Below are 24,055 nucleotides of genomic sequence, written 5' to 3'. Positions count from 1 at the left end.
TCGCTTATTTGCGGAGCCGATGGACCACGCGTCGCGCGGCCTGATGCGCGACGTTGAGGCCGGTCAGCGCAGCATGAATAAGCGCGACGACCGGATCATTCCGCCGCAGCGGGATCAGCACGTCACCGATCGCGAAGCGTCCACGCCAGATCGGATTGATCATGGGGTGATCGGCGCACGCCATCGAATCCGCGCTGGCGATGGCGGGATCGGCGCAGAGGTGGCGGGTGAGGTCGAGCGTGAGCTGCACGCCTGGCGAATATTTCGCAAAGCGCTCGTCGATGCCGAGCTTGAAGAAGAAGGCGCGGTCCTGATGGCGCAGCACGATTCCGGCTGCGATCGGCGTCATGCCGGCACGAAGCGTGACGATCTCGCACTGCGCGGTTTCTGCCAGCGCCGGTACTGCGCGGCGAATAAAGGTCGTATCGCCTGCATGCTGGATCAGCGCGGTGCCGCGCTTGCCCTTCCAGCCGCTGGCCTCGAGCTGCAAGAACGTTTCGAGCGCGGGCCCGATCTCGTCGCGCCCTCGCGCGACCTCGAACACGACGGGCCCATGTTCCTCCAGGCGATGGCGCAGGCGGCGCAGCTCCTTGAGCTTTTTGGCGCCAAGTGCGTCGCGCAACAGCGTCTCGCCGTCTTGCGTCGCATCGAGGCTGGCGCGGATGTAGGAGCTGAGCAGGCGCGGCTTCAGGCCATCACGATTCAGAACCTGGTTGAGGGCAGTCATCGCAGCGCCGTCGAGCGCAACGTCGTTCAGCACGAGCGCATGGGCTCTGGCCTCGCGCGCCTGCTTCAACAGACGCGTGGCGGCCTCGATCGGGACGTCGCGGTCGATCAGCGGGCTGCACAGCGTGCCATAGGGATGCGCGCTCACCAGCGCGGGCAGGGGAATCTTCCAGGCGCGCCAGAGCGAGATCACCGGCATCAGCCCGATCAGGCGCGTCGAAGATGCTTCGAATGCGGCAAGCGCTGAGGCCTCGGTGCGGCCGCACGCGGTCGCGCTGACGGCAAGCTCCCAGCCGGGCAGGTAATAACCGTTCGGCTCGATCGTACGCTGCGCGAGCGCACGCCATTGACCGGGGTCGATGGAGGTGAGCGGAACGCGCGCGCGCGCGGCCGCGGCATCCCTTGCCGATGCCGCATTGACCGCTGTCTGCTGCGCGATGTCGACCACGTCCCGTCCCCGTTCACGCGGGCCAGGGCCGCGTTTCGGCCCATGCTTAGCGCAAAGATTGGAAAATACCGTTGGGACGCTGCCTCAATTCAAGCAGTAGTGTTAACGTCTCGTTGAACATCCCGAGAGGCGGCGAGCCGCCGGATGCGTCGCCGGAGGTTTGCTACTGGTCACCCGGGACGAAATGGTCGAGGGCGCTTGCCCGTCCGCCCCCGGCGGTGTCCGTGATCGTGATGTCGATGTCGCGGGACGTCTGCGGCAAATGTGCCGGGCCGACCTGCACGGATAAGCGCACCTCCCGGGTTTGATCCTGCCCGACCGCGACGACCGGCTTGCCGTCCGGCCCGGCCTCGATGCCGGCGACGCGAATGGTCGCGCCGGGCAGTCCCGAGGTCTCGAGCACAAACGATCGTTCTGCGCCCTTGTTGAGGATGCGCACGATATAGTCGTTGCGCACCCCGCCATCCGAGAGCTGGACGAAGAGGGGATTGCGCTCGTGCAGCACGTTGACGTCCATGGTCGCGCGCGTCGCGAGTGCGTAGAGCATGATGCTGCCGACGATTGCGATTGCTGCCGCGTAGATCAGCGTGCGCGGGCGGATGATGCGACAGATCGGCGGCTTGCCGTCGCGCCGGCGCTGCATGTTGATGTCGGTGTCGTAGCCGATCAGGACGGCGGGCCGACCGATCTCGCGCATGACGTTGTCACAGGCATCGATGCACAGGCCGCACTGGATGCAGCCGAGCTGGATTCCATGGCGGATATCCACGCCTGTCGGGCAGACATTGATGCACTGGTGGCAGTCGACACAGTCGCCCGCGACGTCGCCATGGGCGCGGGTGACTTCCGCCTTCTTCACCGACATGTGCGGCTCGCCGCGGTCGCGGCGATAGGTGACGTTGAGCGCCCATTCGTCGGTCAGCGCCGCCTGGATGCGGGGCCACGGGCACATGTAGATGCACATCTGCTCGCGGGCGTGGCCTGCGAAGAGATAGGTCGTGGCAGTCAGGATGCCGATCCAGAGATAGGCGATGAATGGCGCCTGGAACGTCGCGAGCTCCTTCACCAGCGTCGGCGCATCGGCGAAATAGAGCACCCAGGCGCCGCCGGTCCACCAGGCGATCATGATCCAGAGGAAGTGCTTCAGGGCAACTTTTCGGATGTGATCGAATGTCCAGCCGCGCTTGTCGCCCAGCATGCGCTCGCGCCGGTCGCCCTCTACCCAGCGCTCCACTGCGTAGAACAAGTCGGTCCACACCGTCTGCGGACACATGTAGCCGCACCACAGCCGGCCTGCGACCGCGTCCATCAGGAACAGCGTCATCGCCGCGATGATCAGCAGACCGGTGAAGTAGTACACCTCCTGCGGCCACAGCTCGATGAAGAAAAAATAGAAGCGGCGATGCGGGAAGTCGATCAGCACGGCCTGATCCGGCAGACCCGGGCCGCGATTCCAGCGTACGAACGGCAGCAGATAATAGGTGCCGAGCGTGACGCAGAGGATCGCCCATTTGATGCGGCGGAAGAGCCCGCGAACCGACTGCGGATAGACCTTCTTGCGCTTCTCGTAGAGAGGTCCCTCGATGAAAGTATCGTCGGTCATGCCGCGCTCCCGGCGTTATCGCCAGCGAAGGCCTATTCCGGTGCGCAGAAGAGGCGGTACAGAGTCTCCAGCACCGAGCGGACCTCCTGGCTCGCGATACTGTAGTATATCGTCTGACCGTCCCGTCTGGGTTTGACTAGGCTCAATGCACGCATCTTTCCGAGATGCTGGGATAGTGCCGCCGACGACAGGCCCGCGATGTCGGCGAGCTCGCCGACGGACTTTTCGCCATCCAGCATGTTGCAGAGAACCAGGAGCCGTTTTGGGTTGCCCATGGCGGCGAGGAGGCGGGAGGCCTCCTCGGCCTTCTCCTCCAGAGCGAGCAATTCTTGATTCCGGGGCTTGCGCCTCATGGATGCTATATATTAGTATATTCGAAAATAAGAAAGGACTAAATCGTTGGTGCGAGGGTTCCTGAAAGGTGCTCTCGATGCGGAGGGTCTGATGGTTTCGACATCATTTACGCCGATCGCCTCCCTCGTCGGCGGTGCACTGATCGGATTGTCCGCCGTTCTGCTGATGTGGGCGAACGGACGCATCGCCGGCGTCAGCGGCATCGCGGCGCGGCTGTTTCCGCCTTACGAGGACGGCGAGTTCGCCGGCCGGCTCGCCTTCGTCGCCGGTCTCGTCGCCGCACCCATGCTGGTCCTGTCCGTCACCGGAAATCTACCGGCGCAGACGATCCCGGCCGGGCCGGCCGTTTTGATCGCCGGCGGGTTGCTTACCGGTTTCGGTTCGGTGTGGGGCAGTGGCTGCACCTCCGGCCATGGCGTCTGCGGCCTGTCGCGGCTCTCGGCGCGCTCACTGGTTGCGACCATCACTTTCATGGCGACCGGCGTTGCGACGGTCTTCGTGATGCGGCACTGGAACTGACGCCGATGGCCATCCTGGTTCAATTCGTCGTCGGCCTGATCTTCGGTCTCGGCCTCATCGTGTCCGGCATGTCGAACCCGGCCAAGGTTCTGAACTTCCTCGACATCGGCGGCATTTCGGCGGGAACGTGGGATGCGAGCCTTGCCTTCGTGATGGCCGGTGCGGTCGCGGTGACCTTCATCGGCTTCAACCGCGTCCTGAGACGCGCCCGTCCGTTCTTCGCTGAACGGTTTTATCTTCCCACGCGAAGGGACATCGATCCCAGGATCATCGCAGGTCCCGCGATCTTCGGCATCGGCTGGGGACTGGCAGGCTTCTGTCCGGGACCGGCGCTGACCGCGCTCGGTTTTGGATCTGTGTCCGCCGTGATCTTCGTCGCGGCGATGAGTGCCGGCATGGTGCTGGCGCGCTTCATCGCCCGCTTGCCGTCGCTGACGCGTTTCGTCACGCCTGCCGATCCGCTCGAAACCTGAAGTAACCCGGAGAGTAAATCATGGACAAGAACTATCCCGAGATCATCCGGCAAATCTCGGCCAACATGCGCAAGCTCCGGAGCGACATTCCCGATACCATGAAGGGATTTGCCGCACTCGCTCAGGCGGCGACGCGCGACGGCGCGCTCGAAAAGAAGACGAAGGAGCTGATCGCGCTGGCGCTTGGCGTCGCTGCGCATTGCGACGGCTGCATCGGCTTTCACACCGAAGCACTCGTCAAGCTCGGCGCGACGCGCCAGGAGGTCGAGGAGACACTCGGCATGGCGGTCTATATGGGCGGCGGCCCGTCGCTGATGTACGCTGCGGACGCGATCGCGGCCTACGAGCAGTTTCAGCAGCAATCGGTTGTCGCCTAGTTGCGGTCATTCGATACGATCATGCGAACGGGACCGGGCGAGTTGGCTCGTCCGGTCCCGGCCATCAAGCCTTCGTCGATTACCAGCGGTCGTCGCCGACGCCCACGCCGACGCTGACGCCGGGTGCGCGAATGCCGACGCCGGCGCGCGGGCCGTCATCCCAATCGCGATGATAGGTCCGACGTTCATAATAGCGTTCGCGCGGCATGTAGTTATAGGAATCGCGCACGATCACACGCGAACCGCTGCGCGTGCGATAGCAGCGGCCGGCGTCGTCGCAGACAAGTCGTACCTGCTGGACGAGATCCGGATTGGTGTACTCGCTGCTCGTGTAGATGTCGGAAGCCTTCGCACTCGATGCGGCTGCCAAAGCACCGACGCCTGCCAACAGCGCAACAGTCAACGTCCTCATCATGTCCTCCTCGAAACTGCCCTCGGCGGTAACAAGAAAGGGAGGCGGTGTTCGTTCCCGTCGGCGATGCTGGTTTTTCCCCGGAACCGCAGCTTCGTTAGAGCGATTTGTTCCTAAATCGGCTGGTAAGTCTCGGTCCCGCAGATGTCGTCGGCTTCCGCACGTCGGCGGTCGACGACCCTTCCACCGGTGATGGTGACGATGTAGGTTTGGGCGCCCAGCGACGTACCAGTCGCGGAGGTGAGATGCGCGCGGACGCAGGCCGTCCAGCCCGGTCCTCGGACCTCGCGGTGGGGTGGGGCGACGTGCACCTCACGCGGATAGGACGTGTTCAGGAAGACCACGTCGATCTGCTCGCGCACCACGCGCTTGACATCGGGGGCCGGCTCGGGTGGCGGTTGCTCGGCTTCCTTCATGCGCATGAACTCGGGCACCGGCGCGCGGCTGTCGGCAAAGCCGCAGGCACCGAGTGCGAGCGCGCCGGCGAGAAGCGCCGCATGAGCAATGATCCGCAACATACTTGAAGGTCCCCCCTGCGGGCCAACACATAGGCACGAATGCGATCGGGCGAAGTCCCGCCCGATCAAGATTTGCTGAAGTCTTGGAACCCGCGGCATTTGCTATTACGGGATTGCAGGCTAGTTTGTACCCCAGGCGAGGGGGGTTGCATTCATGAGGATTCTGGTGATAGCGGCCGCGGTGCTGGCGCTGGCGGGAAGCGTGGCTCAGGCGCAGATGGGCGCCGGCAGCAAGCGCCATGGCAACGACGCCAAGGCGGACAACAAGCCCAAGGTCGACGAAAAGGCCTACAAGGCCGCGCTCGAGCGCATCCCCGAGCCCAAGGAAAAGTACGATCCGTGGGGTGGGGCCCGCCCCAGCGAACCTGCCAAGAAGTCGAAATAGAACGAGGCGGGCGTTGCGGATCCACCTGCGCGTTGCTGCCGCATTCGTTACGCTCCTGTCGTTTGCCGTGCCGCCGTGCTTCGCCTGGGAGAGCTGGGGCGGCGATCCCGGCGGTTCGCGCTTCTCGCCATTGCGGGAGATCTCGCCGGGCAATGTCGGCCAACTCGTTCGCGCCTTCGAATATCACACCGGCGATCTCACGGCACGCTCGCCCGAGCTGATGCGGCGAACCAAATTCCAGGCAACGCCGCTGTTCGTCGAAGATAGCCTGATCTTCTGCACGCCCTTCAACGAGGTCATCGCGCTCGATCCCGGCACGGGCGCGCAGAAATGGCGCTATGATCCGAAGATCGCGATCAACCAGCGTCCCGCCAACCGCTATGTCTGCCGCGGCGTCACCTATTGGGTCGACGATACGGCACCGCCGGATGCGGCCTGCCGCGCGCGCATCTTCATGGGAACGAACGACGTCCGCCTGATCGCGCTCGATGCGAAGACAGGCATTCCCTGTGCCGGTTTTGGCAATGGCGGTGAGATCAAGCTCGATATCGGAATGGCCCTGGAATGGCCGGGCGAATTCCAGATCACCTCGCCGCCAGCGGTCGGCCGCGGTGTCGTCGTGGTCGGATCTGCGATCGGCGACAACCGCCGTGTCGACGCGCCGAGCGGCGTGGTGCGAGCGTTCGATGCGCGCAGCGGCCAGCCACGCTGGACCTTCGAGCCGCTCAAGCGCGAAGGCATCGAAGCCGGTCACGCCAATGTCTGGGCGCCGATGTCGGTCGATGACGCGCGCGGACTCGTATTCCTGCCGACGTCGTCGCCCTCGCCGGATTTCTGGGGCGGCAAGCGGCCGGGCAACAACGAGCACGCCAATTCGGTGGTCGCGCTGCACATCGAGACCGGCGAACTCGTATGGGCCTTTCAGATCGTGCATCACGACGTCTGGGACTACGATCTGGCGGCGCAACCGACGCTGGCGCGCCTCGACACGGGTGAGGGCCAGCGCGATGTCGTGATCCAGCCGACCAAGCAGGGTTTTGTCTTCGTGCTCGATCGCGACACCGGCAAGCCGGTGTGGCCCGTCGAGGAGCGCGCCGTGCCGCAGGACGGCGCGGAAGGGGAAAGATTGTCGCCGACCCAGCCGTTCCCGACGCACGTGCCCGCGCTGACGTCGCAGACGATCTCGACCGATGATGCGCTCGCGCTATTGCCTGCGCTGCGTCGCTCGTCCTGCGAGCGACAGTTCGCCGAGGCGCACAATGAGGGCCTGTTCACGCCGCCTTCGAGGCAGGGTACGCTGTTGTTTCCATTCACCGGTGGCGGGGTGAACTGGGGCAGTGCGGCCTTCGATCCGGTCAGCCAGATCCTCTACGTCAACACCAGCCGCGCCGTGCATCGCGTGAAGCTGATCCCGCGGGCGGAAGCTGTCGGGTTCAATCCGCCGCCCGGTCATGATTTCGGCCAGCAGCGTGGTACGCCGTTCGCGATGACACGCGCAGTGGTCATGTCGCCGCTCGGCTTGCTCTGCAACAAGCCGCCCTGGGGCGAGATGGTCGCGGTCGATCTGAAGGCCGGAAAAATCCTGTGGCGTTCGACGGTCGGCACCACCGAGGATCTTGCACCGCTCGGCGTGCCGCTGCCGTGGGGCGCGCCGCTCGTCAACGGGCTCGCGGTCACCGCAGGGGGGCTCGTCTTCACCGGAGCGATGGACGCCTATTTGCGCGCCTTCGATGCGCGGAGCGGCAGGGAGCTGTGGCAGGGCCGGTTGCCGGTCCCGGGCGTCGCCAATCCCATGACCTATCTCTGGCAGGGCGAGCAATATGTCGCGATCGGCGCCGGCGGCCACTCCGAGGCAGGCACTTCGATCGGCGACAGCGTCGTTGCGTTTCGCCTGGCGCGGCCGGGCGAGGCACCATCGCTATGGTCGCGCACCATCGATCGTCCCGGCGGACGATTTCTTGCGGTGTCCTCAACGATCGCGCTCGCGGTCGTCGCGCTTATGATCGCAAGCCTGCGCTGGCGTCGCCGCCATCGTATGGCGCGATCATGATCGTGTTGTGGATGCGATGCGAACGATCGTTCACATCGCGCGCGCTATTGCACGAAAGCAAGGCCGACGCGTTTGTCGCTGCGCCACACGGGGCGGCAAGTCCGCACGAAATTGTCGCACGAAATCGATAACTTGAAGCTCTGCGGCAGCGTTGTGGGGCCGTCGAGATCGACGGCAGCGCCGCCGGTCGATATGTTTCTCACCGTGCATGCGATTCCGCTATTTTCAAAGGTGATCCTGCCCCCCTTGAAAACACGGTGACGCTGCGTTGCACGCCTCTCAATCATCTGCGTTCATCCACAATGACCATTGTGAAATAGCGCATAGAAATTACCTTGAACTCAACTCAATACTGGCGCTACTTGCACAGCGCTTCAGACTTCGTTTACCACGTTGACGCGGACAATCTCTCCGCCGACTTTCCTGACAAGCCCTTTATGGCGTTCGCGCCGATGGAGATACTGATGAAGACCATGCTTTCGATTCTGTTCGCTGCAGCGCTCTCGCTGTCGTCCATGCCCGCCCACGCCGTCAAATGGGACCTCTCGACCATGAGCTGCAAGCAATTCCTCGAGAGCGGCGAAGACAACATCCAAGTCGTACTGACCTGGATGGACGGCTGGTACAAGGGCGACGAGGACAACGCGATCATCGACACCGACGTGTTCATCGAGAACGCCAAGAAGTTCGGCGCCTATTGCGGAAAAAATCCGAACGTCAGCATCGTGACCGCAGCCGACGAGGTGCTCGGCAAGTAGCGTTTCCTGTCTCGACATGGGATTCGTCGAGAGCCGCGGCGCGCCTTGTGCTTCCGCGGCTCTCTTCTTTTCGGAGGACGATCACCCAGGCAGCATCGCGAACGCGCTCGACACCATCGCAATCGGCTTGTTGTCGGAGGCCGAGAGCAGCGTGACGCGGCCAAAGCTCATGGTACGCCCGAGCCGCACCACGCGGGCATCCGCCAGCACGTCCGAGGAGGAGGCTGCGCGCATGAAATGCGTGGTCTGGTCGACCGTGGTCATCGGACGATAGCCGCGGTTGGCGGCGAGGATCGCGATCACCATCGCGGTGTCGGCGAGCGCCATCAGCGCCTGGCCGCAGACCACGCCGCCGTTCCGGCACAATCGTTCTGAAAACGGCATGCGCAGCAGGGCACCCGGCTGCCAGTCCGGCGCATCCGCCGGCTGTGCGTGCTCGATGCGCTCGACCGAGAGGTCGAGATCCTGGACCCAGGGCGCAAAGACCTCGCCGAGGATGCGTTTGGCGTCAGTGATGCCGAACTCGGCGTCTGGCTGCGTTTGCATTGCTGTCGTTCCCTCCATGATGGCCGGATGTTTCGCCTCATTCTGCGCGCATCGGCGCGGCAAAGTCACCCGGTCTGGCGCCGGTCTCTTCGGCTTGAAAATGCCCGACTTCGCCCGATATGATGGCTCGCTTGGGTACGGGTGGATGATGTTGCGTCGATGTGTCCTGGTCTTTTGTCTGGCTGCGCTCGGCCTTGCGCTGAACGGGTGCACCAAATGCGGCCCGATCTGGGACGACTGGCTGCATGCGCCGAAATCGTGCAGATCGGACCGGCTCTAGCGGCCCTGAGGTCGCGGTCGGCCGCGACAAGGATGACAAGGCGCGGGCGATCCGTGCTTCATGAATGATCAAGGAGTGGATGATGAAGCTTTTCCGTTTGGCCGCGGTGCTGGCCGTGCTGGCGGGGCCGGCCTATGCGCAAATGCCCAATCTCAATTTGCTGCAGGAAGGCCCGGGCAAGACCCCCGAGGAGAAGGCCGCGGACGCCGAGCGTGAAAAGGCCTACAAGGAAACGCTGAAGAAGATTCCGGACTCCAAGGCGTCCAACGATCCCTGGGGCGGCATGCGCGCCGATCCGCCGAAGCAGTCGGCGGCGCCGAAGGCCTCGGCCGCGACCAGCGCGCCGAAGAAAAAATCCGGCACGGCCGCCAATTAACCTGCCGCCGCTCGGGGGTGGTTGACGCCTCCGGGTGGGACTCCTCTTTGCCCTGCCGGCCTCCTACATCTCGCAAGAGAGTAGAGTATTGCGTAGAGGAGGACGGGACATGGCCGATCGTCCGCGGGATCTCGCCGAACGGATGGCACGCCGGCGCAAGATGGGCGGCAAGCCGGGCCATCCGACCGGCGACGGCTATCTGCGCGAGACCTTCACGCTGCCGCGCGCAGCGGCACGGGCAAGGGCGGAGGCCTTCTTCGCCCGCTACCCCAAGGCCGGCTATATGAGCGCGGTCGAGACCTGGCGCGAATTGCCCGGCGGCGACATCGAATTCACCATGCGGCGGCTGCCCAGCGCGGATTAGAGCATGATCCGGAAAAGTGTGCAGCGGTTTTCCGGAAAGATCATGCTCAAACAAGAGCGTAAAGCGCGATGGCGATTCATCCTAATCGCATCGCGCTTTAGGGGCTCACCTTTTCGATCGTCTCTGCGACGATGCGGATCCGGAATACGGGCTCTTTCGCCTCGTCCAGCAGCTCCATGTGCCATTCGGAATTTTGCTGGAGCTTGCGGGCGATGCCGGCGGCCATGTCGGCGCAGACGCTGGTCATCTCCTTCCAGGCCGAATCGCGATCGGCAAATTCGCTCGCCTGGTCCGCGCAGCCGGAATAACGGCCGTTCCGGATTCGAAAGAAGTAGAGCGGCATGGCTGGCACCGATCAACGCGTGACGGCCCAACCCCAAGGCCACGGGCGCGCAGTGCAATCCCAAACCCCGGTCAGATCAATTCCGGGCGGCTACGGGATATACCCTGCGGGGCGCCGCGCCGGCCGCTGATCTCACCCAGACCGGCCGGTTCAGGCCGTCTTGCTCAGGCCGTCTTGCGCTCGATGGCCTTCAGTTCTCGGTCGATGCGCAACTGCACCCGCCGGATCGCCAAGAGGTCGATCTTCGTCTCGGTCCTGCCGGTCTTGATTTGGTCGCCGATTCGGAACTGCCACTGCCAGATTCCGGGAACTGCCGTCTTGGCGACGGTGAACTCGACGCCCCTGTGATTCATGGTCACCTCCCACGATTCACCTTCCATGCCCGTAACATGTTGGGCGTCATCATATGCCCGCGACAAGTGGAATCTGTCGATGAGTCGCGGACCGTTGACGGAAACCGCGAGGGCGCGCACTCCGAAGCAAACGAGGTCGGATTCGGCGCCGCTTGCGCGCCGCCCCGGAACTCTGTTCATGGTCGGAGAACCACGGAGCAATCCGCGCGCGACGGCATGGGCCTTGCTTGGCCCTCATGACGGCAAGCAACCATGGACGTCTCATGCTCGGCATTCCCCGCCGCTACTCTCATTTCGTCTTCGGCATCATCCAGTCCGGGCTGACCTCACTGATCGCGGCAGGCATCGCCAGCCTTCCCGCAGGCAGCGCGAGGGTCTTCCTCGGGCACTGGATGGTGTCGTGGCTGATCGCTTGGGCCGCGATGCTGCCGATCGTGCTGCTGGCTGCGCCCGCGATCCGCGCCGTCTCGCTGCGGCTGACGCGGGAGGAGCGGGAGCTGCGAACCAGCCAGCAGCCATGAAAAAACCCCGCCTGGGGAGAGCCAAGCGGGGCAAAGAGTTGTTGGAGGCTGAGGTGCTGGGCTGCAACACCATAGCCAAGAGACCCTAACTGGTTCGACTTACGTCAGCCTGACAGGCGGCCAAAGCGGAGCGGGGGCCGGCGTCATGTTCGTCGCGCCACTTTCGTCCATGCCCGCAAACAGAAAACCCCGCTCGCGGGGAGCGGGGTCGTCGGCTGGGTATGGAGACCCGGTGTTGGTCCACCGGGCACGTCGAGACTAGGCGATCAGGCTTACACGCGCCTGACGGTGTCAGTGGGGAAGCCGCGATCGCGCGGGCCGCAGACTGGCCTCGCGCCCGTCCCAATTTCGACATCCGTCCGCACAACTGGCGACACACGGGTCGGCAAGATTCCACACCGTCCGGCGCAGCCATGGGGGAAACGTGGCGCGGCGGCAACGGGGTGGCATCATGGATAACGTAGAGCGGTCTTTCGCCGCCGCGACGGCGGCTGGCTTCGTCGTGCTGGTGATCGGCCTCGTGCTGCTGGCGTTGCTGTAGCAAGGCGTCAGCGCAGGTATGGGGGAGGCGGCCGGGGTCCGCGCCGGCGCGCTTCGTCGATGGTGAATGGGCACCAATCTTTCAAAAAGGTGGAAAACAACCCCATGCACAGTAGGCTGTGGGGTGATTTCGTCTTTCCATCAATGGCTTACTGGAAGTATTTGGATACCATAACCACGCGGGATGCTCAGCCAAGCGCATCCCGGCGCGCGATGCTGGATTCCCGCGAAGTCAACGGCAGCCGCTCGCGGCGGTCAGGTTCTGCAACGTGTGCCCAGGCGCTGCCGCTCGCCGTCGTGGGCTTTAGTGAACCTTGATCTCGCCGAGAGGCAACCGTAGCTCGGCGGCGCGCTCGTCACGGTCCTTCTTGCGAAACTCGTTCTCCTTGCGCTCGAACTTGATCATCTCCTCCTGCGCGGCCTCCAGGAGGTGGTTGCGCCTGATGGCGCCGTGGTGTGTGTCTTCAGTCATGACAGGGGTCCCCAGAGTTGCGGTCCCATCCCGAAGAAGGCCACAGACCGCGAAAAGGTTCGGTGCCTCAGGATTAAGGATTTATGACGGCGCCAAGGCCCGCGCGTCTTTGATGCGCGTCAGTTTCGGACGAGGATCCCATTAGCGCAAAGTGTGCAGCGGTTTTTCCTCGCGACAAACGCCGAACGCGTTTGCGCGGAGATCATGCTCAAACAATAGACTAAAGCGCGATGACGATTCTTCGTCATCGCGCTTTAGTGGCAGGGCTTACCAAGCATCTGCGCGTGCCGGCTGTGGCAGCCGTCGTGCAATTGCGATTTCTTCGTAATTTTTGCACCGACTTTCGGAGCGCCCGATGAGATCGGAGTGTTCGATGTCTGCGCTTGCGTCGAGGCCGAGCCGACGAAGATGGCCAGCGCTATAACGATCTTGAGAACCGATTTCATCACGCCTCCTGGATTCAAGGGTACGAAAGGTAACGCTACATATATTAGCGTTACATAGCGTAGCGATCCAGCGAAACGCAAATTAGGACAGTGCTACGAACAGTAGTTGCCCGGAATCCACTTGGCATCTGGACACCGGTACGGTGCCTCCCGCCGGGGCTGGATTTCATCCCGAAACGAGATTGCAACCGGCAAAGGGGTCGCTGAAGGGCGGCCCCTTTTCGATTCAGGCACGGGCAGGGGATTGGGACAGCCGCAAAGAACATATTGCGAACCTAGAACAAATAGGGTACATTACTTTTATCGCCGGCCCGCCCTCTCAATCGTTTGTCCCCCTAGCGAATCCTCGCCATAAGGAGCACGACCCAATGTCCGCCACTGCCCTGCGTATCGTCGAAGGATCTTCCATGGACAAGAGTAAAGCCCTGGCTGCCGCGCTCTCTCAGATCGAGCGCCAGTTCGGCAAGGGATCGGTGATGAAGCTCGGCAAGAGCGACCGCTCCATGGACATCGAGGCGGTGTCCTCCGGCTCGCTCGGACTCGATATTGCGCTCGGCATCGGCGGCCTGCCCAAGGGACGCATTGTCGAGATCTACGGGCCGGAATCGTCGGGCAAGACCACGCTGGCGCTGCATACGGTGGCGGAAGCGCAGAAGAAGGGCGGCATCTGCGCCTTCATCGATGCCGAGCACGCGCTCGACCCGGTCTATGCCCGCAAGCTCGGCGTCAACATCGACGAGCTGCTGATCTCGCAGCCCGACACCGGCGAGCAGGCGCTGGAAATCTGCGACACCTTGGTGCGCTCCGGCGCGGTCGACGTGCTGGTGGTCGATTCGGTTGCGGCGCTGGTGCCGAAGGCCGAGCTCGAGGGCGAGATGGGCGATGCGCTGCCGGGTCTGCAAGCCCGTCTGATGAGCCAGGCGCTGCGCAAGCTTACGGCCTCCATCAACAAGTCCAACACCATGGTGATCTTCATCAACCAGATCCGCATGAAGATCGGTGTGATGTACGGTTCGCCCGAGACCACGACCGGCGGCAACGCGTTGAAATTCTACGCCTCCGTCCGCCTCGACATCCGCCGCATCGGCGCGATCAAGGAGCGCGACGAGGTCGTCGGCAACACCACGCGCGTGAAGGTGGTGAAGAACAAGCTGGCGCCGCCCTTCAAGCAGGTCGAGTTCGACATCATGTATGGCGAGGGCGTCTCCAAGATGGGCGAGATCCTTGATCTCGGCGTCAAGGCCGGCATCGTCGAGAAGTCCGGCGCCTGGTTCTCCTATGACAGCCAGCGCCTCGGCCAGGGCCGCGAGAACTCGAAAGCCTTCCTGAAGGCCAACCCCGACATCACCGCCAAGATCGAGACCTCGATCCGCCAGAACTCCGGCCTGATCGCCGAGCAGATTCTCGCCGGCACACCGGAGCGCGACGCCGACGGCGAGGAGCCGGCAGAGTAAGGCCTTAAAGCAGTAGAGTTTTCGCGAGGAGCGGGCGCTGAGGACGTTGAGTTGCCGACGTCTTCGGTGCCCGTTTCGTTTACGTGAGGGTGGGGCGCGCCGACGATGAAGCGTGTGATCTTGACCAGTTCGTCCGGCGTTGGTCTCACCTATGCCGGTCGTGCTGACATGGTCGTCCCCTTGATCTTTCGGTTCGTTTGGGGGCCACTGCCTACGTCGCATCACCTCGAGGATTACCTCACGGGCGGCTACGGAGGTGCGGTGGTCCGATCTTGTGGGCCGGTTGCCTCAGACCGGTCTCGCGCACAAGGAGACTGGCCTGGTTTGGTTTTGCGAGACCTATGGCGTCGATCTTATCGAGCTGTGGTTCGACCCTGAGCCTAACAGTCAATTGCAATTGATCTGGATCCTCGACCATTTGCGGTCCCATCCATCGATCACCGATCGTCTGAGATTGCGACGTGTCAATTTCGATCTTACGCGAAGCGGACGGCCCGCAGCTTCGCGATCGTACGGTGCGGGAATCGGGGGTCGCGGACGGCGACTTCGAGATAGCCAACATGGCCTGGGAGGCCTATCGGGCGCCGACGCCTGAACTTTGCTTCGGGCTACTGGGGAGGGATTTGCCTAGGCTGCCCTTCCTGAAGCCGGCTCTGGAAGCATTGCTGGCAGAACTGCCGGCGCCGACGACGGGGCTGGGAGCGACGGAAGCGCGGCTTCTCGAACGCATCGCGGCAGGACACAATCGGACCGATGAGGCGCTGGTGGGGCGGTACGCTTCTCACCAATGAACGATTGTGGCGCTGGGATACGCGGAGCCGCTTGTTGGTTGCGCCGGTGTAACGCGTGCGTGTTGCTCAAAATGTTGCTCAAAAGTGCCCCTGTATTACGTATCAATTTGAGAGGCGATCGTGTCACATCTGATCCTGGCCACGAACGATCTTGCGGCAAACACGCTTCGCCAATCGGGTGCGGCGAACATCGCGCTCGGATTCTGTCTACGCTTCGTCTCGGGGAAATTACCCTCCGAGGAGCAACTTTTGATGGGGCTGGAGCGGCGATCGGCAAAGCACTGTAATCCAGGCGATCATTGGCTCGACGACGTTTGTCGCGGCTCGCTGGAAGGTTTCGGCACGCGCGATATCGGTTTCTTCGAGCTGTGCGAGAAGTTCGACTCGATTGAAATATGGGTTGATCCTCGGCCCAATGATCAGCTTGTGCTCGTCTGGCTGCTCGACCTGCTTCGCCCCTACAAGGAGATCACGACGAAGCTGAGCTTGGTGCATACGGATGACATTGTTGCGAACTATGCTGCGCAATCGGTCGCAAAATGGAAGCTGCCGGCCTTCAAGGTGGTCGACAATCATTTGATGACGGCAAGCCGCGCCTGGCGGGCCTATCGGGCGTCGACGCCAGAACCCTGTTTCGATCTGCTGATGACGGATCTGATGATCCTGCCGAGACTTCGATCGGCGCTCATTGCGATGCTTGAAGAGCTTCCGGACAGGTTGACGGAACTCGGAGCCAGCGAAATGGACATGCTGGACTTTGTGAACGACGGGCACACCGAGCCAAAGCGCGTCTGTGAGGCGAGGTGGCTTCGTGATGTGCTCGAAGATGGCGAAGCGAGCGATGCTTTGATCGAACTGGCGCAACATTCGGCACCGCCCGTCCTGCTGGGCGATCCGGCGTTCGACAACGAGGCCCGCTACCGCGGCGAGAGCGAATGGAAGGTCACGCTGACTGAGCTCGGACGTTCACTTGTAGCGCGCGAAGACGACATGTGGCGTCACAACACGATCAAACGTTGGTGGGGCGGTACTGAACTGACCAATGAACGTCTCTGGCGTTGGGATCGCGAAAGCCGATTGTTGGTTGGGCCTTAGAGGCGCGTTCAGTGCCGTAGGGTGGGCAAAGGCGCGCAAGCGCCGTGCCCACCATATTTCAATAAAGGCAAGGTGGTGGGCACGCTTCGCTTTGCCCACCCTACGAGACCTCCGTCGCGTCTTACTCCGCAGCTTCCGCGTAATCGCTCACCGGCGGGCAGGAGCACACCAGGTTACGATCGCCATAGACATTGTCGACACGGCCGACCGGGCTCCAATATTTGTCGGTACGCGAGACGCCGTCGGGGAAGCAGCCCTCGGCGCGGGTGTAGGCACGATTCCACGCATCATCCGCGATGTCGTGCACGGTGTGCGGAGCGTGGCGCAAGGGCGAGGCCTCGATCTTGAAGCGGCCGGCTTCGACCTCGGCGATTTCTTTCCGGATCGCGATCATGGCGTCGCAGAACCGGTCCAGCTCGGCCTTCGATTCCGACTCGGTCGGTTCGATCATCAGAGTTCCCGGCACCGGGAAGCTCATGGTGGGCGCATGGAAGCCGTAGTCGATCAGGCGCTTGGCGATGTCATCAACGGTGACGCCGCTCGTCGTCTTCAGCGGACGGGGGTCGACGATGCATTCATGCGCAACGCGGCCCTTCGCATTCTTGTAGAGCACCGGGAAATGCGGGTCGAGACGGGCCGCAATGTAGTTCGCGTTGAGGATCGCGATTTCGGTCGCACGCTTCAATCCTTCACCGCCCATCATCAAGATGTAGATGTAGGAGATGGTGAGGATCGAGGCCGAGCCGAACGGCGCGGCCGACACGGGACCGACCGGGGCGTCCGCCTTTGTTGCGGGATGACCGGGCAGGAACGGCGCGAGATGCGCTCTGACGCCGATCGGGCCCATGCCGGGGCCGCCGCCGCCATGCGGGATGCAGAAGGTCTTGTGCAAATTGAGGTGGCTGACGTCGGCGCCGTAATCGCCGGGCCTGCTAAGGCCGACCTGTGCGTTGAGGTTGGCGCCGTCGAGGTACACTTGGCCGCCATGGCCGTGCACGATGTCGCAGATCTCGCTTATGTGCTCCTCGAACACGCCATGGGTCGAGGGATAGGTGATCATGACCGCGGCGAGATCGTTCGAATGCTTCTCCGCCTTGGCGCGGAGATCATTGACGTCGACGTCGCCGTTCTTCTCGCAAGCGACCACCACCACGTCCATCCCGACCATCGCGGCCGAAGCCGGGTTGGTGCCATGGGCGGAGGAGGGGATCAGGCAGATCTTGCGCTGGCTCTGTCCGCGCGACGCGTGATAGCCACGGATTGCGAGCAGGCCGGCATATTCGCCCTGCGCGCCCGAGTTCGGCTGCAGCGAGATGGCGTCATAGCCGGTGATGTCGCACAGCCACTTTTCAAGCCGCGCGAACAGCGCGTGATAGCCGGCGGCCTGCTCGCGCGGAGCGAACGGATGCAGCGTCGCAAACTCCGGCCAGGTCAGCGGCATCATCTCGGTGGTCGCGTTCAGCTTCATGGTGCAGGAGCCGAGCGGAATCATGGCGCGGTCGAGCGCGAGGTCGCGATCACTGAGCTTGCGCATGTAGCGCAGCATCTCGGTCTCCGAGCGATGCGCGTGGAACACCGGATGGGTGAGGAACGCGGTGGTGCGCTTCAACTCGTCCGGCAGCGCCTCGCGCGTCTCGGCGTCGATCTCGGCATAGGCGAGTGTGCCGCCGAAGGCGCGCCAGACCGCTTCCACCGTCGCGGGCGTCGTGGTCTCGTCGAGCGCGATGCGCAAGCCGCTATCGCCGATTCCAAGATTGATCTTCTCGGCAGCGGCGCGCGCGACGATCTCGACGCGCTTGGCGCCGGCATCGACGCTGAGCGTGTCGAAGAAGCTGTCCGACTGGAGCGCAAAGCCGAGCTTGCGCAGGCCCGCGGCGAGCACCGCGGCGCGGCGGTGCACGTTGCGCGCGATCTGCGTCAGGCCCTCGGGGCCGTGATAGACCGCATACATCGAGGCGATCACGGCGAGCAACACCTGCGCGGTGCAGATGTTGGAGGTCGCCTTCTCGCGGCGGATGTGCTGCTCGCGGGTCTGCAGCGCGAGGCGATAGGCCGGTGCACCGCGCGAATCCACGGAGAGGCCGACGATGCGGCCGGGCAGCGAGCGCTTCAGCGCATCGCGCACCGCCATATAGGCCGCGTGCGGTCCGCCATAGCCCATCGGCACGCCAAAGCGCTGCGCCGAGCCGATCGCGATGTCGGCCCCCAGCTCGCCGGGCGAGGCCAGCAGCGTCAGTGCCAGCAGGTCAGCGGCAACGATCGCCAGCGCGCCCTTGGCCTTCAGCGCCGCGATCGCGGGCCGCAAGTTCCGCACCGCGCCCGAAGAGCCCGGATATTGCAGCAGCGCACCAAGCACGTCACTCTTGTCGAGATCGGTGAGGGGGTCGCCGACGATCAGGCTCCAGCCCAGCGGCTCGGCGCGGGTGCGCATCACCGCGAGCGTCTGCGGATGCACGTCCTTGTCGACGAAGAATGCCTTTGCCTTCACCTGCGAGTGCCGCTCGGCGAGCGCCATGGCTTCGGCCGCCGCCGTCGCCTCATCCAGCAGCGAAGCGTTGGCGACGTCGAGACCGGTGAGATCGCAGATCATGGTCTGGAAGTTGAGCAGCGCTTCCAGGCGGCCCTGGCTGATCTCGGGCTGATAGGGCGTATACGCCGTGTACCAGGCCGGATTTTCGAGGATGTTGCGCTGGATCACAGCGGGCAGGATCGTGCCGGAATAGCCTTGGCCGATCAGCGAGGTGAAGACCTGGTTCTGCCGCGCCAGCTCGGCCATATGCGCAATCGCCTCGGTTTCACTCAGCGGCTTGCCGAGATCGAGCGGGGCGGCCTGCCGGATCGAGGCCGGCAGCGTCTCCGCCATCAGCGAGTCGACGCTTTTCGCGCTGACGGCCTCGAGCATCGCGGTGACGTCGCCTGCCGAGGGGCCGATGTGGCGGCGAACGAAGCTGGCGGCGGCCTCGCCATTGGATTTGCGGTGCGCGGTCATCATTGGGTCCTCGCTCTAAATCATCTGACGCCGTCATGCCCCGCGAAAGCGGGGCATCCAGTAAACGCGGCCGTTCGTGCTTGACCCGAGAAGCCGCGGTGTACTGGATCGTCCGCCTTCGCGGACGATGACATCGAGAATGAGGTTACAGTTCGCTTCATCTCACGCCGTATGGGCCTTGTACGCAGCTTCATCCATGAGGCCGCCGAGCTCGCTTTTGTCGGCGATCTTGATCTTGAAGAACCACGCCGCGCCTTGCGCATCCGAGTTCACCAGCGCCGGCTCGGCGGCGAGTGCGGGGTTGATCTCGAGCACTTCGCCCGAGACCGGGGCATAGACGTCGGAGGCGGCCTTGACGGATTCCACGACGGCGGCAGCTTCCGCCTTCTTCAGCACGCGGCCGAGCTTGGGCAGTTCGACGAACACGACGTCGCCGAGCTGCTGCTGCGCGTAGTCGGTAATGCCGACGGTCGCGACATCGCCCTCGATGGCGAGCCATTCATGGTCGGAGGTGTACAGCGTCGTGGTCATTGTCGAATCCTCAGCGTTTGTAGGTGTTTTTGACGAAGGGCATGGCGGCGACCTGCAAGGGCAGTCGCTGGCCGCGCACCTCGGCGAACAGCTTGGTGCCGAGCGCGCTCCGGCTCGTGGGCACGTAGCCCATCGCCACCGGCGCGTTCAGGCTCGGGCCGAAGCCGCCCGATGTGACCTTTCCGATCGGCCCGCCCGCTGTCGCCTCCGCAAACAGCAGCGCGCCTTCGCGCACCGGCGCGCGTCCCTCGGCACGCAGGCCGACGCGGCGGCGGCTGGCGCCTTTATCGAAATGAGCGAGGATCGCATCAGCGCCGGGGAAGCCACCGGCGCGCGCGCCGCCAGTGCGGCGGCTCTTCTGCACTGACCATTCCAGCGCGGCTTCAACTGGTGTGGTGGTGGTGTCGATGTCGTGGCCGTAGAGGCAGAGGCCGGCTTCGAGCCGCAGGCTGTCGCGGGCGCCAAGGCCGATCGGCATCAGGTCCGGATTTTCGAGCAGCGTCTTGGCAAGGCGCTCGGCATCGCCAGCGGGAACGGAAATCTCGAACCCGTCCTCGCCGGTATAGCCCGAGCGCGAGACGAAACAGGGGAGGCCGGCGACCTCGTGAGGACCGGCGTCCATGAATGTCATGGAGGGCGCCACTGCACACATTTTCGCCAGCGCCGATTCCGCCTTCGGGCCCTGGAGCGCGATCAGCGCGCGGTCGGCAAGCGAATCGATGACGCAGTCGCCGGAGAGATGCGCGCGCAGATGCGCCTCGTCCGCGTCTTTGCAGGCGGCATTGACGACCAGGAACAGGTGATCGCCGAAATTGGCGACCATCAGATCGTCGAGGATGCCGCCATCCGCATTGGTGAACTGGGCGTAGCGCTGCCGTCCTGGTGCAATCGCCACGACATCCTGTGGCACCAGCCGCTCCAGCGCGCGGGCGGCGTCCTCGACCCTGCCGGACTTCGGCCGAAGTGCGATCTGGCCCATGTGGGAGACGTCGAACAGGCCGGCAGAGGCGCGGGTATGGAGATGTTCCTTCAGGACGCCCGCGGGGTATTGCACGGGCATGTCATAGCCCGCGAACGGCACCATCTTGCCGCCAAGCGACACATGAAGGTCGTAAAGGGGCGTTCGTCTGAGGGGGGCGTGGTCGTCGGGTGGAAGCATCACAGGGGCCCTCGGCGGTTCCCCGGGGACGATTCCCCGGGAGCAACCAGTCGAAGCCCCATCTGTCGCTGTGCCTGAGAGTATTATCCCGTCGGCGGACGCTGGTCCGGGCCACCCCCTTTTAAAAGGTAATTGCCCGTCGGCGCCTCTTTCCAGATGTCGTCAAAGCCACGCGGTCCTTTTGCCTGAGAGTTTCCGGGGCGGTTGCTCCTTCGGCGCCGGCACCAGTGCCGGTCTCTCCCGACGTGGCCGTACGATATAGATAGGTAAAGACCACAGGGCGGCCAAGCCTGTCAACGCGGCGGCTTCGCCTTTTAACCGGGATTGCTACGGGATTGCGCGCCTGCGGCAACCCACTGATCTGCTTGCACAGTTTCTGGACAGCGAAGCTGGCCTTGTCTAAAAGCGCTTTGGCCCGCAGATATCAGCCTTAACGTCCGGTTTTTATGGCGAGAAGCGCGGGTCCAAGCACACTCGATTGGATGAACATGAGCGGCGTCAACGAGATCAGGTCGACCTTTCTGAACTTCTTTGCCGAGAACGGCCACGAGATCGTGCCGTCCTCGCCACTGGTGCCGCGCAACGACCCGACCCTGATGTTCACCAATGCCGGCATGGTGCAGTTCAAGAACGTCTTCACCGGCGTCGAGAAGCGGCCCTATCAGCGCGCCACCACGTCGCAGAAATGCGTGCGCGCCGGCGGCAAGCACAACGATCTCGACAATGTCGGCTACACTGCGCGCCATCTCACCTTCTTCGAGATGCTCGGCAACTTCTCGTTCGGCGACTATTTCAAGGAGCGCGCGATCGAGCTCGCCTGGAAGCTGATCACTGCCGAATTCGGGCTGAAGAAGGACAAGCTGCTCGTCACGGTCTATCACACCGACGACGAGGCGGCCGGCCTGTGGAAGAAGATCGCCGGCTTCTCCGACGACCGCATCATCCGGATTCCGACCTCGGACAATTTCTGGGCGATGGGCGACACCGGCCCGTGCGGCCCGTGCTCGGAGATCTTCATCGACCGCGGCGAGCACATCTGGGGCGGGCCTCCGGGCTCGCCGGAGGAGGACGGCGATCGCTTCCTCGAATTCTGGAATCTCGTGTTCATGCAGTACGAGCAGGTGACGAAGGAGGAGCGCGTTGGCTTGCCGCGTCCCTCGATCGACACCGGCATGGGCCTGGAGCGCATGGCCTGCATCCTCCAGGGCGTCGAGAGCGTGTTCGAGACCGACCTGTTCCGCAACCTGATCGACGCGACGGCCTCGGCGCTCGGCACCGGGCCGAGCGAGCAGACAGTGGCGTCGTTCCGCGTCATCGCCGACCATTTGCGCTCCTCGGCCTTCCTCGTCGCCGACGGCGTGCTGCCCTCGAACGAGGGTCGCGGCTATGTGCTGCGCCGGATCATGCGCCGCGCGATGCGACATGCGCAGCTGCTGGGCGCGAAAGAGCCGCTGATGCATCGGCTGGTCTGGGCGCTGGTGCGCGAGATGGGCCAGGCTTACCCCGAACTGATGCGCGCGGAGAATCTGATCGAGGAAACGCTGCGGCTGGAAGAGACCCGCTTCCGCAAGACTCTCGCGCGCGGCCTCGCCATCCTCGACGAAAAGAGCGCGTCCTTGAAGAAGGGCGACATGTTCGATGGCGACGTCGCCTTCACACTCTACGACACCTACGGCTTCCCGCTGGACCTGACGCAGGACGCGCTGAAGTCGCGCGGCATCGGCGTCGACCAAGCGGCCTTCTCCGATGCGATGGAGCGCCAAAAGGCCAAGGCGCGCGAGTCGTGGAAGGGCTCGGGCGAAGCGGCTTCCGAGGCGGTCTGGTTCCCGCTGCGCGAGAAGCTGGGTGCGACCGAATTCCTGGGCTACGAGACCGAAAGCGCCGAAGGCGTGGTTTCCGCACTGGTAAAGGACGGCAAGGAGGCGGACAGCCTCAAGGCCGGCGAGACCGGGGCGCTGGTGCTGAACCAGACGCCGTTCTACGCGGAATCCGGCGGCCAGGTCGGCGACACCGGCGTGCTGCTCGGGGAGGGCGGCATCAAGGTCCGCATCACCGACATGCAGAAGAAGCTCGGCGATCTCTTCGTCCACATCGGCACGGTCGAGAGCGGCGAAGTGAAGCTCGGCACCGCGCTCCAGCTCGAGGTGGATCACGGGCGTCGCTCCTCGATCCGCGCCCATCACTCGGCGACGCATCTCATTCACGAGGCGCTGCGTCAGGTGCTCGGCGATCACATCGCGCAGCGCGGCTCGCTGGTCGCGCCCGACCGCCTGCGCTTCGACTTCGTGCATCCGAAGCCGATCACGGCAGAGGAGCTGTCCCGCATCGAGGACATCGCCAACGATGTGGTGCTGGAGAACGATGAGGTCACCACGCGCATCATGGGCGTCGACGAAGCCCGTGAGGCCGGCGCGCGCGCCCTGTTCGGCGAGAAATATGGCGACGAGGTCCGCGTCGTTTCCATGGGCAGGACCGCGCGCGAGCGCGGCGCCAACGCGCTCGGCTGGTCGGTCGAGCTCTGCGGCGGCACCCATGTGAGGCGCACCGGCGACATCGGCCTGATCACGCTCACGAGCGAGAGCGCGGTCGCCTCCGGCGTGCGCCGCATCGAGGCGCTGACCGGCAATTATGCGCGCAAGCACGCCAATGACACCATGGCGCTGGCGAAGACCGCGGCCAACGAGCTGCGCACGTCCATCGACGACGTGCCGGCGCGCATCACGGCGCTGATGGAGGAGCGCAAGAAGCTCGAGCGCGAGCTCTCCGACGCGCGCAAGAAGCTGGCGATGGGCGGCGGTGCGTCGTCCAGCAACGGCGCGGCGGCAGGCGTGCGCGAAGCCGGCGGCGTCAAGCTGATGGCGCGCGCGGTCGAGGGCATCGAGATGAAGGATCTCAAGAGCCTTGCCGACGACGGCAAGAAGCAGATCGGCTCCGGCGTCGTCGCCATCGTCGGCGTCACCGAGGACGGCAAGGCCGGCGTCGTGGTCGGCGTCACGCAGGATCTCACCGCGCGCTTCAACGCCGTGAATTTGGTGCGCATCGCCTCCGAAGCGCTCGGCGGCAAGGGCGGCGGCGGCCGACCCGACATGGCCCAGGCCGGCGGCCCTGACGGCGCCAATGCGGCCGCGGCGCTCTCGGCGATCGAAAAAGCGATGGCAGGCGCTTAAAGCCC

28 protein-coding genes and 1 riboswitch are annotated in these 24,055 nt (G+C 64.0%); of the genes, 13 read left to right on the top strand and 15 right to left on the bottom strand.

The window, feature by feature from the left end:
• Window positions 1–4 precede the first annotated feature (4 nt).
• The 3 genes from BLV07_RS21175 to BLV07_RS21165 all read right to left on the bottom strand — a co-directional run bounded on the left by BLV07_RS21175 (window position 5) and on the right by BLV07_RS21165 (window position 3,130).
• Window positions 5–1,174: a GNAT family N-acetyltransferase gene (locus tag BLV07_RS21175; protein WP_091889127.1), complete on the bottom strand. Its 1,170-nt coding sequence runs from the start codon at window positions 1,172–1,174 to the stop codon at window positions 5–7.
• Between the two features lie 163 nt (window positions 1,175–1,337).
• Window positions 1,338–2,777 (bottom strand): cytochrome c oxidase accessory protein CcoG, encoded by a 1,440-nt coding sequence (ccoG, locus tag BLV07_RS21170; protein ID WP_091889125.1) that lies wholly within the window; start codon window positions 2,775–2,777, stop codon window positions 1,338–1,340.
• A gap of 32 nt (window positions 2,778–2,809) precedes the next feature.
• Window positions 2,810–3,130, bottom strand: coding sequence for an ArsR/SmtB family transcription factor (locus tag BLV07_RS21165; RefSeq protein ID WP_091889123.1), 321 nt, complete (start codon window positions 3,128–3,130; stop codon window positions 2,810–2,812).
• A gap of 91 nt (window positions 3,131–3,221) precedes the next feature.
• Between BLV07_RS21165 and BLV07_RS21160 the strand changes: the two genes are divergently transcribed.
• Genes BLV07_RS21160 through BLV07_RS21150 form a run of 3 tightly spaced genes read left to right on the top strand, consistent with a single transcriptional unit; the run spans window position 3,222 to window position 4,500 of the window.
• The gene (locus tag BLV07_RS21160; protein WP_091889121.1) at window positions 3,222–3,650 is read left to right on the top strand and encodes a YeeE/YedE family protein; all 429 of its coding nucleotides are present in this window, start codon (window positions 3,222–3,224) and stop codon (window positions 3,648–3,650) included.
• Window positions 3,651–3,655: 5 nt separating this feature from the next.
• Window positions 3,656–4,123, top strand: coding sequence for a DUF6691 family protein (locus tag BLV07_RS21155; protein ID WP_091889119.1), 468 nt, complete (start codon window positions 3,656–3,658; stop codon window positions 4,121–4,123).
• A gap of 20 nt (window positions 4,124–4,143) precedes the next feature.
• Window positions 4,144–4,500 (top strand): carboxymuconolactone decarboxylase family protein, encoded by a 357-nt coding sequence (locus tag BLV07_RS21150; protein WP_091889117.1) that lies wholly within the window; start codon window positions 4,144–4,146, stop codon window positions 4,498–4,500.
• A gap of 79 nt (window positions 4,501–4,579) precedes the next feature.
• Here the strand turns inward: BLV07_RS21150 and BLV07_RS21145 are convergent, their stop codons facing one another.
• Window positions 4,580–4,915, bottom strand: a complete 336-nt coding sequence (locus BLV07_RS21145) for a hypothetical protein (RefSeq protein WP_091889115.1) — start codon at window positions 4,913–4,915, stop codon at window positions 4,580–4,582.
• 110 nt (window positions 4,916–5,025) lie between these two features.
• Entirely contained in the window at window positions 5,026–5,430 is a 405-nt protein-coding gene (locus tag BLV07_RS21140; protein ID WP_176945667.1) for a hypothetical protein, read from the bottom strand.
• Window positions 5,431–5,584: 154 nt separating this feature from the next.
• On the opposite strand from BLV07_RS21140, the gene BLV07_RS21135 reads away from it, so the two are divergent.
• Together BLV07_RS21135 and BLV07_RS21130 are read left to right on the top strand one after the other, a co-directional pair.
• On the top strand, window positions 5,585–5,815 hold the full coding sequence (locus tag BLV07_RS21135; protein WP_091889110.1) for a hypothetical protein: 231 nt from the start codon (window positions 5,585–5,587) through the stop codon (window positions 5,813–5,815).
• 13 nt (window positions 5,816–5,828) lie between these two features.
• Window positions 5,829–7,865, top strand: coding sequence for a pyrroloquinoline quinone-dependent dehydrogenase (locus BLV07_RS21130; RefSeq protein WP_502690182.1), 2,037 nt, complete (start codon window positions 5,829–5,831; stop codon window positions 7,863–7,865).
• Between the two features lie 44 nt (window positions 7,866–7,909).
• Here BLV07_RS21130 and BLV07_RS21125 read toward each other — a convergent pair whose 3' ends face one another.
• Complete coding sequence (locus BLV07_RS21125) at window positions 7,910–8,152, bottom strand: PilZ domain-containing protein (RefSeq protein ID WP_091889108.1); 243 nt, start codon at window positions 8,150–8,152, stop codon at window positions 7,910–7,912.
• A gap of 177 nt (window positions 8,153–8,329) precedes the next feature.
• Here BLV07_RS21125 and BLV07_RS21120 point away from each other — a divergent pair, with 177 nt between their 5' ends.
• Window positions 8,330–8,623, top strand: a complete 294-nt coding sequence (locus tag BLV07_RS21120; RefSeq protein WP_176945666.1) for an HdeA family protein — start codon at window positions 8,330–8,332, stop codon at window positions 8,621–8,623.
• A gap of 81 nt (window positions 8,624–8,704) precedes the next feature.
• On the opposite strand, the gene BLV07_RS21115 is transcribed toward BLV07_RS21120, so the two are convergent.
• On the bottom strand, window positions 8,705–9,169 hold the full coding sequence (locus BLV07_RS21115; RefSeq protein ID WP_091889104.1) for a PaaI family thioesterase: 465 nt from the start codon (window positions 9,167–9,169) through the stop codon (window positions 8,705–8,707).
• A 37-nt stretch (window positions 9,170–9,206) separates the two neighbouring features.
• Window positions 9,207–9,416 carry a hypothetical protein gene (locus BLV07_RS47680; protein WP_164939634.1) on the bottom strand — a complete coding sequence of 70 codons (210 nt, stop codon included), beginning with the start codon at window positions 9,414–9,416 and terminating at the stop codon, window positions 9,207–9,209.
• A 115-nt stretch (window positions 9,417–9,531) separates the two neighbouring features.
• Between BLV07_RS47680 and BLV07_RS21105 the strand changes: the two genes are divergently transcribed.
• Together BLV07_RS21105 and BLV07_RS21100 are read left to right on the top strand one after the other, a co-directional pair.
• On the top strand, window positions 9,532–9,825 hold the full coding sequence (locus BLV07_RS21105) for a hypothetical protein (protein ID WP_091889181.1): 294 nt from the start codon (window positions 9,532–9,534) through the stop codon (window positions 9,823–9,825).
• A gap of 109 nt (window positions 9,826–9,934) precedes the next feature.
• Window positions 9,935–10,189: a hypothetical protein gene (locus BLV07_RS21100; protein WP_176945665.1), complete on the top strand. Its 255-nt coding sequence runs from the start codon at window positions 9,935–9,937 to the stop codon at window positions 10,187–10,189.
• Window positions 10,190–10,286: 97 nt separating this feature from the next.
• Here BLV07_RS21100 and BLV07_RS21095 read toward each other — a convergent pair whose 3' ends face one another.
• Complete coding sequence (locus tag BLV07_RS21095) at window positions 10,287–10,532, bottom strand: DUF6894 family protein (RefSeq protein WP_091889101.1); 246 nt, start codon at window positions 10,530–10,532, stop codon at window positions 10,287–10,289.
• A gap of 164 nt (window positions 10,533–10,696) precedes the next feature.
• Window positions 10,697–10,885 carry a hypothetical protein gene (locus BLV07_RS21090; protein ID WP_091889179.1) on the bottom strand — a complete coding sequence of 63 codons (189 nt, stop codon included), beginning with the start codon at window positions 10,883–10,885 and terminating at the stop codon, window positions 10,697–10,699.
• A gap of 263 nt (window positions 10,886–11,148) precedes the next feature.
• Here BLV07_RS21090 and BLV07_RS21085 point away from each other — a divergent pair, with 263 nt between their 5' ends.
• Window positions 11,149–11,406, top strand: a complete 258-nt coding sequence (locus BLV07_RS21085) for a DUF2798 domain-containing protein (protein WP_091889177.1) — start codon at window positions 11,149–11,151, stop codon at window positions 11,404–11,406.
• 844 nt (window positions 11,407–12,250) lie between these two features.
• Here the strand turns inward: BLV07_RS21085 and BLV07_RS21080 are convergent.
• Together BLV07_RS21080 and BLV07_RS21075 are read right to left on the bottom strand one after the other, a co-directional pair.
• Entirely contained in the window at window positions 12,251–12,418 is a 168-nt protein-coding gene (locus BLV07_RS21080; protein WP_164934493.1) for a hypothetical protein, read from the bottom strand.
• Between the two features lie 254 nt (window positions 12,419–12,672).
• Complete coding sequence (locus BLV07_RS21075; protein WP_091889097.1) at window positions 12,673–12,864, bottom strand: hypothetical protein; 192 nt, start codon at window positions 12,862–12,864, stop codon at window positions 12,673–12,675.
• A 368-nt stretch (window positions 12,865–13,232) separates the two neighbouring features.
• Here BLV07_RS21075 and recA point away from each other — a divergent pair, with 368 nt between their 5' ends.
• From recA to BLV07_RS21060, 3 genes are all read left to right on the top strand, one after another.
• Complete coding sequence (gene recA, locus BLV07_RS21070) at window positions 13,233–14,318, top strand: recombinase RecA (protein WP_091889095.1); 1,086 nt, start codon at window positions 13,233–13,235, stop codon at window positions 14,316–14,318.
• Between the two features lie 461 nt (window positions 14,319–14,779).
• A complete protein-coding gene (locus tag BLV07_RS48915; protein WP_244551158.1) occupies window positions 14,780–15,109 on the top strand; it encodes a hypothetical protein in 330 nt (109 codons plus the stop codon).
• A 120-nt stretch (window positions 15,110–15,229) separates the two neighbouring features.
• Window positions 15,230–16,204, top strand: coding sequence for a hypothetical protein (locus BLV07_RS21060; RefSeq protein ID WP_244551157.1), 975 nt, complete (start codon window positions 15,230–15,232; stop codon window positions 16,202–16,204).
• A gap of 121 nt (window positions 16,205–16,325) precedes the next feature.
• Here BLV07_RS21060 and gcvP read toward each other — a convergent pair whose 3' ends face one another.
• From gcvP to gcvT, 3 genes are all read right to left on the bottom strand, one after another.
• Window positions 16,326–19,193 carry an aminomethyl-transferring glycine dehydrogenase gene (gene gcvP, locus BLV07_RS21055; protein WP_176945670.1) on the bottom strand — a complete coding sequence of 956 codons (2,868 nt, stop codon included), beginning with the start codon at window positions 19,191–19,193 and terminating at the stop codon, window positions 16,326–16,328.
• 162 nt (window positions 19,194–19,355) lie between these two features.
• Window positions 19,356–19,724, bottom strand: a complete 369-nt coding sequence (gene gcvH / locus BLV07_RS21050; RefSeq protein WP_091889091.1) for a glycine cleavage system protein GcvH — start codon at window positions 19,722–19,724, stop codon at window positions 19,356–19,358.
• Between the two features lie 10 nt (window positions 19,725–19,734).
• A complete protein-coding gene (gene gcvT, locus BLV07_RS21045; RefSeq protein WP_091889090.1) occupies window positions 19,735–20,883 on the bottom strand; it encodes a glycine cleavage system aminomethyltransferase GcvT in 1,149 nt (382 codons plus the stop codon).
• A gap of 164 nt (window positions 20,884–21,047) precedes the next feature.
• Window positions 21,048–21,136, bottom strand: a riboswitch (glycine riboswitch).
• A 235-nt stretch (window positions 21,137–21,371) separates the two neighbouring features.
• Here gcvT and alaS point away from each other — a divergent pair.
• Window positions 21,372–24,050 carry an alanine--tRNA ligase gene (gene alaS / locus BLV07_RS21040; protein WP_176945664.1) on the top strand — a complete coding sequence of 893 codons (2,679 nt, stop codon included), beginning with the start codon at window positions 21,372–21,374 and terminating at the stop codon, window positions 24,048–24,050.
• Window positions 24,051–24,055: the final 5 nt, after the last annotated feature.

The sequence above is a fragment of the Bradyrhizobium sp. Rc2d genome (genome assembly GCF_900099855.1).
Classification (GTDB): Bacteria; Pseudomonadota; Alphaproteobacteria; order Rhizobiales; family Xanthobacteraceae; genus Bradyrhizobium.
Note: the sequence above shows the minus strand (reverse complement) of the source record. Positions and strands in the feature narration are given on the sequence as shown.

Bases quoted from the DNA above. Each gene is read 5' to 3' on its own strand.
- ccoG (WP_091889125.1), bottom strand. From the start codon at position 2,777: ATGACCGACGATACTTTCATCGAGGGACCTCTCTACGAGAAGCGCAAG.
- BLV07_RS21165 (WP_091889123.1), bottom strand. From the start codon at position 3,130: ATGAGGCGCAAGCCCCGGAATCAAGAATTGCTCGCTCTGGAGGAGAAG.
- BLV07_RS21160 (WP_091889121.1), top strand. From the start codon at position 3,222: ATGGTTTCGACATCATTTACGCCGATCGCCTCCCTCGTCGGCGGTGCA.
- BLV07_RS21155 (WP_091889119.1), top strand. From the start codon at position 3,656: ATGGCCATCCTGGTTCAATTCGTCGTCGGCCTGATCTTCGGTCTCGGC.
- BLV07_RS21150 (WP_091889117.1), top strand. From the start codon at position 4,144: ATGGACAAGAACTATCCCGAGATCATCCGGCAAATCTCGGCCAACATG.
- BLV07_RS21145 (WP_091889115.1), bottom strand. From the start codon at position 4,915: ATGATGAGGACGTTGACTGTTGCGCTGTTGGCAGGCGTCGGTGCTTTG.
- BLV07_RS21140 (WP_176945667.1), bottom strand. From the start codon at position 5,430: ATGTTGCGGATCATTGCTCATGCGGCGCTTCTCGCCGGCGCGCTCGCA.
- BLV07_RS21135 (WP_091889110.1), top strand. From the start codon at position 5,585: ATGAGGATTCTGGTGATAGCGGCCGCGGTGCTGGCGCTGGCGGGAAGC.
- BLV07_RS21125 (WP_091889108.1), bottom strand. From the start codon at position 8,152: ATGATTGAGAGGCGTGCAACGCAGCGTCACCGTGTTTTCAAGGGGGGC.
- BLV07_RS21120 (WP_176945666.1), top strand. From the start codon at position 8,330: ATGAAGACCATGCTTTCGATTCTGTTCGCTGCAGCGCTCTCGCTGTCG.
- BLV07_RS21115 (WP_091889104.1), bottom strand. From the start codon at position 9,169: ATGCAAACGCAGCCAGACGCCGAGTTCGGCATCACTGACGCCAAACGC.
- BLV07_RS47680 (WP_164939634.1), bottom strand. From the start codon at position 9,416: ATGCAGCCAGTCGTCCCAGATCGGGCCGCATTTGGTGCACCCGTTCAG.
- BLV07_RS21105 (WP_091889181.1), top strand. From the start codon at position 9,532: ATGAAGCTTTTCCGTTTGGCCGCGGTGCTGGCCGTGCTGGCGGGGCCG.
- BLV07_RS21100 (WP_176945665.1), top strand. From the start codon at position 9,935: ATGGCCGATCGTCCGCGGGATCTCGCCGAACGGATGGCACGCCGGCGC.
- BLV07_RS21095 (WP_091889101.1), bottom strand. From the start codon at position 10,532: ATGCCGCTCTACTTCTTTCGAATCCGGAACGGCCGTTATTCCGGCTGC.
- BLV07_RS21090 (WP_091889179.1), bottom strand. From the start codon at position 10,885: ATGAATCACAGGGGCGTCGAGTTCACCGTCGCCAAGACGGCAGTTCCC.
- BLV07_RS21085 (WP_091889177.1), top strand. From the start codon at position 11,149: ATGCTCGGCATTCCCCGCCGCTACTCTCATTTCGTCTTCGGCATCATC.
- BLV07_RS21080 (WP_164934493.1), bottom strand. From the start codon at position 12,418: ATGACTGAAGACACACACCACGGCGCCATCAGGCGCAACCACCTCCTG.
- BLV07_RS21075 (WP_091889097.1), bottom strand. From the start codon at position 12,864: ATGAAATCGGTTCTCAAGATCGTTATAGCGCTGGCCATCTTCGTCGGC.
- recA (WP_091889095.1), top strand. From the start codon at position 13,233: ATGTCCGCCACTGCCCTGCGTATCGTCGAAGGATCTTCCATGGACAAG.
- gcvP (WP_176945670.1), bottom strand. From the start codon at position 19,193: ATGACCGCGCACCGCAAATCCAATGGCGAGGCCGCCGCCAGCTTCGTT.
- gcvH (WP_091889091.1), bottom strand. From the start codon at position 19,724: ATGACCACGACGCTGTACACCTCCGACCATGAATGGCTCGCCATCGAG.
- gcvT (WP_091889090.1), bottom strand. From the start codon at position 20,883: ATGCTTCCACCCGACGACCACGCCCCCCTCAGACGAACGCCCCTTTAC.
- alaS (WP_176945664.1), top strand. From the start codon at position 21,372: ATGAGCGGCGTCAACGAGATCAGGTCGACCTTTCTGAACTTCTTTGCC.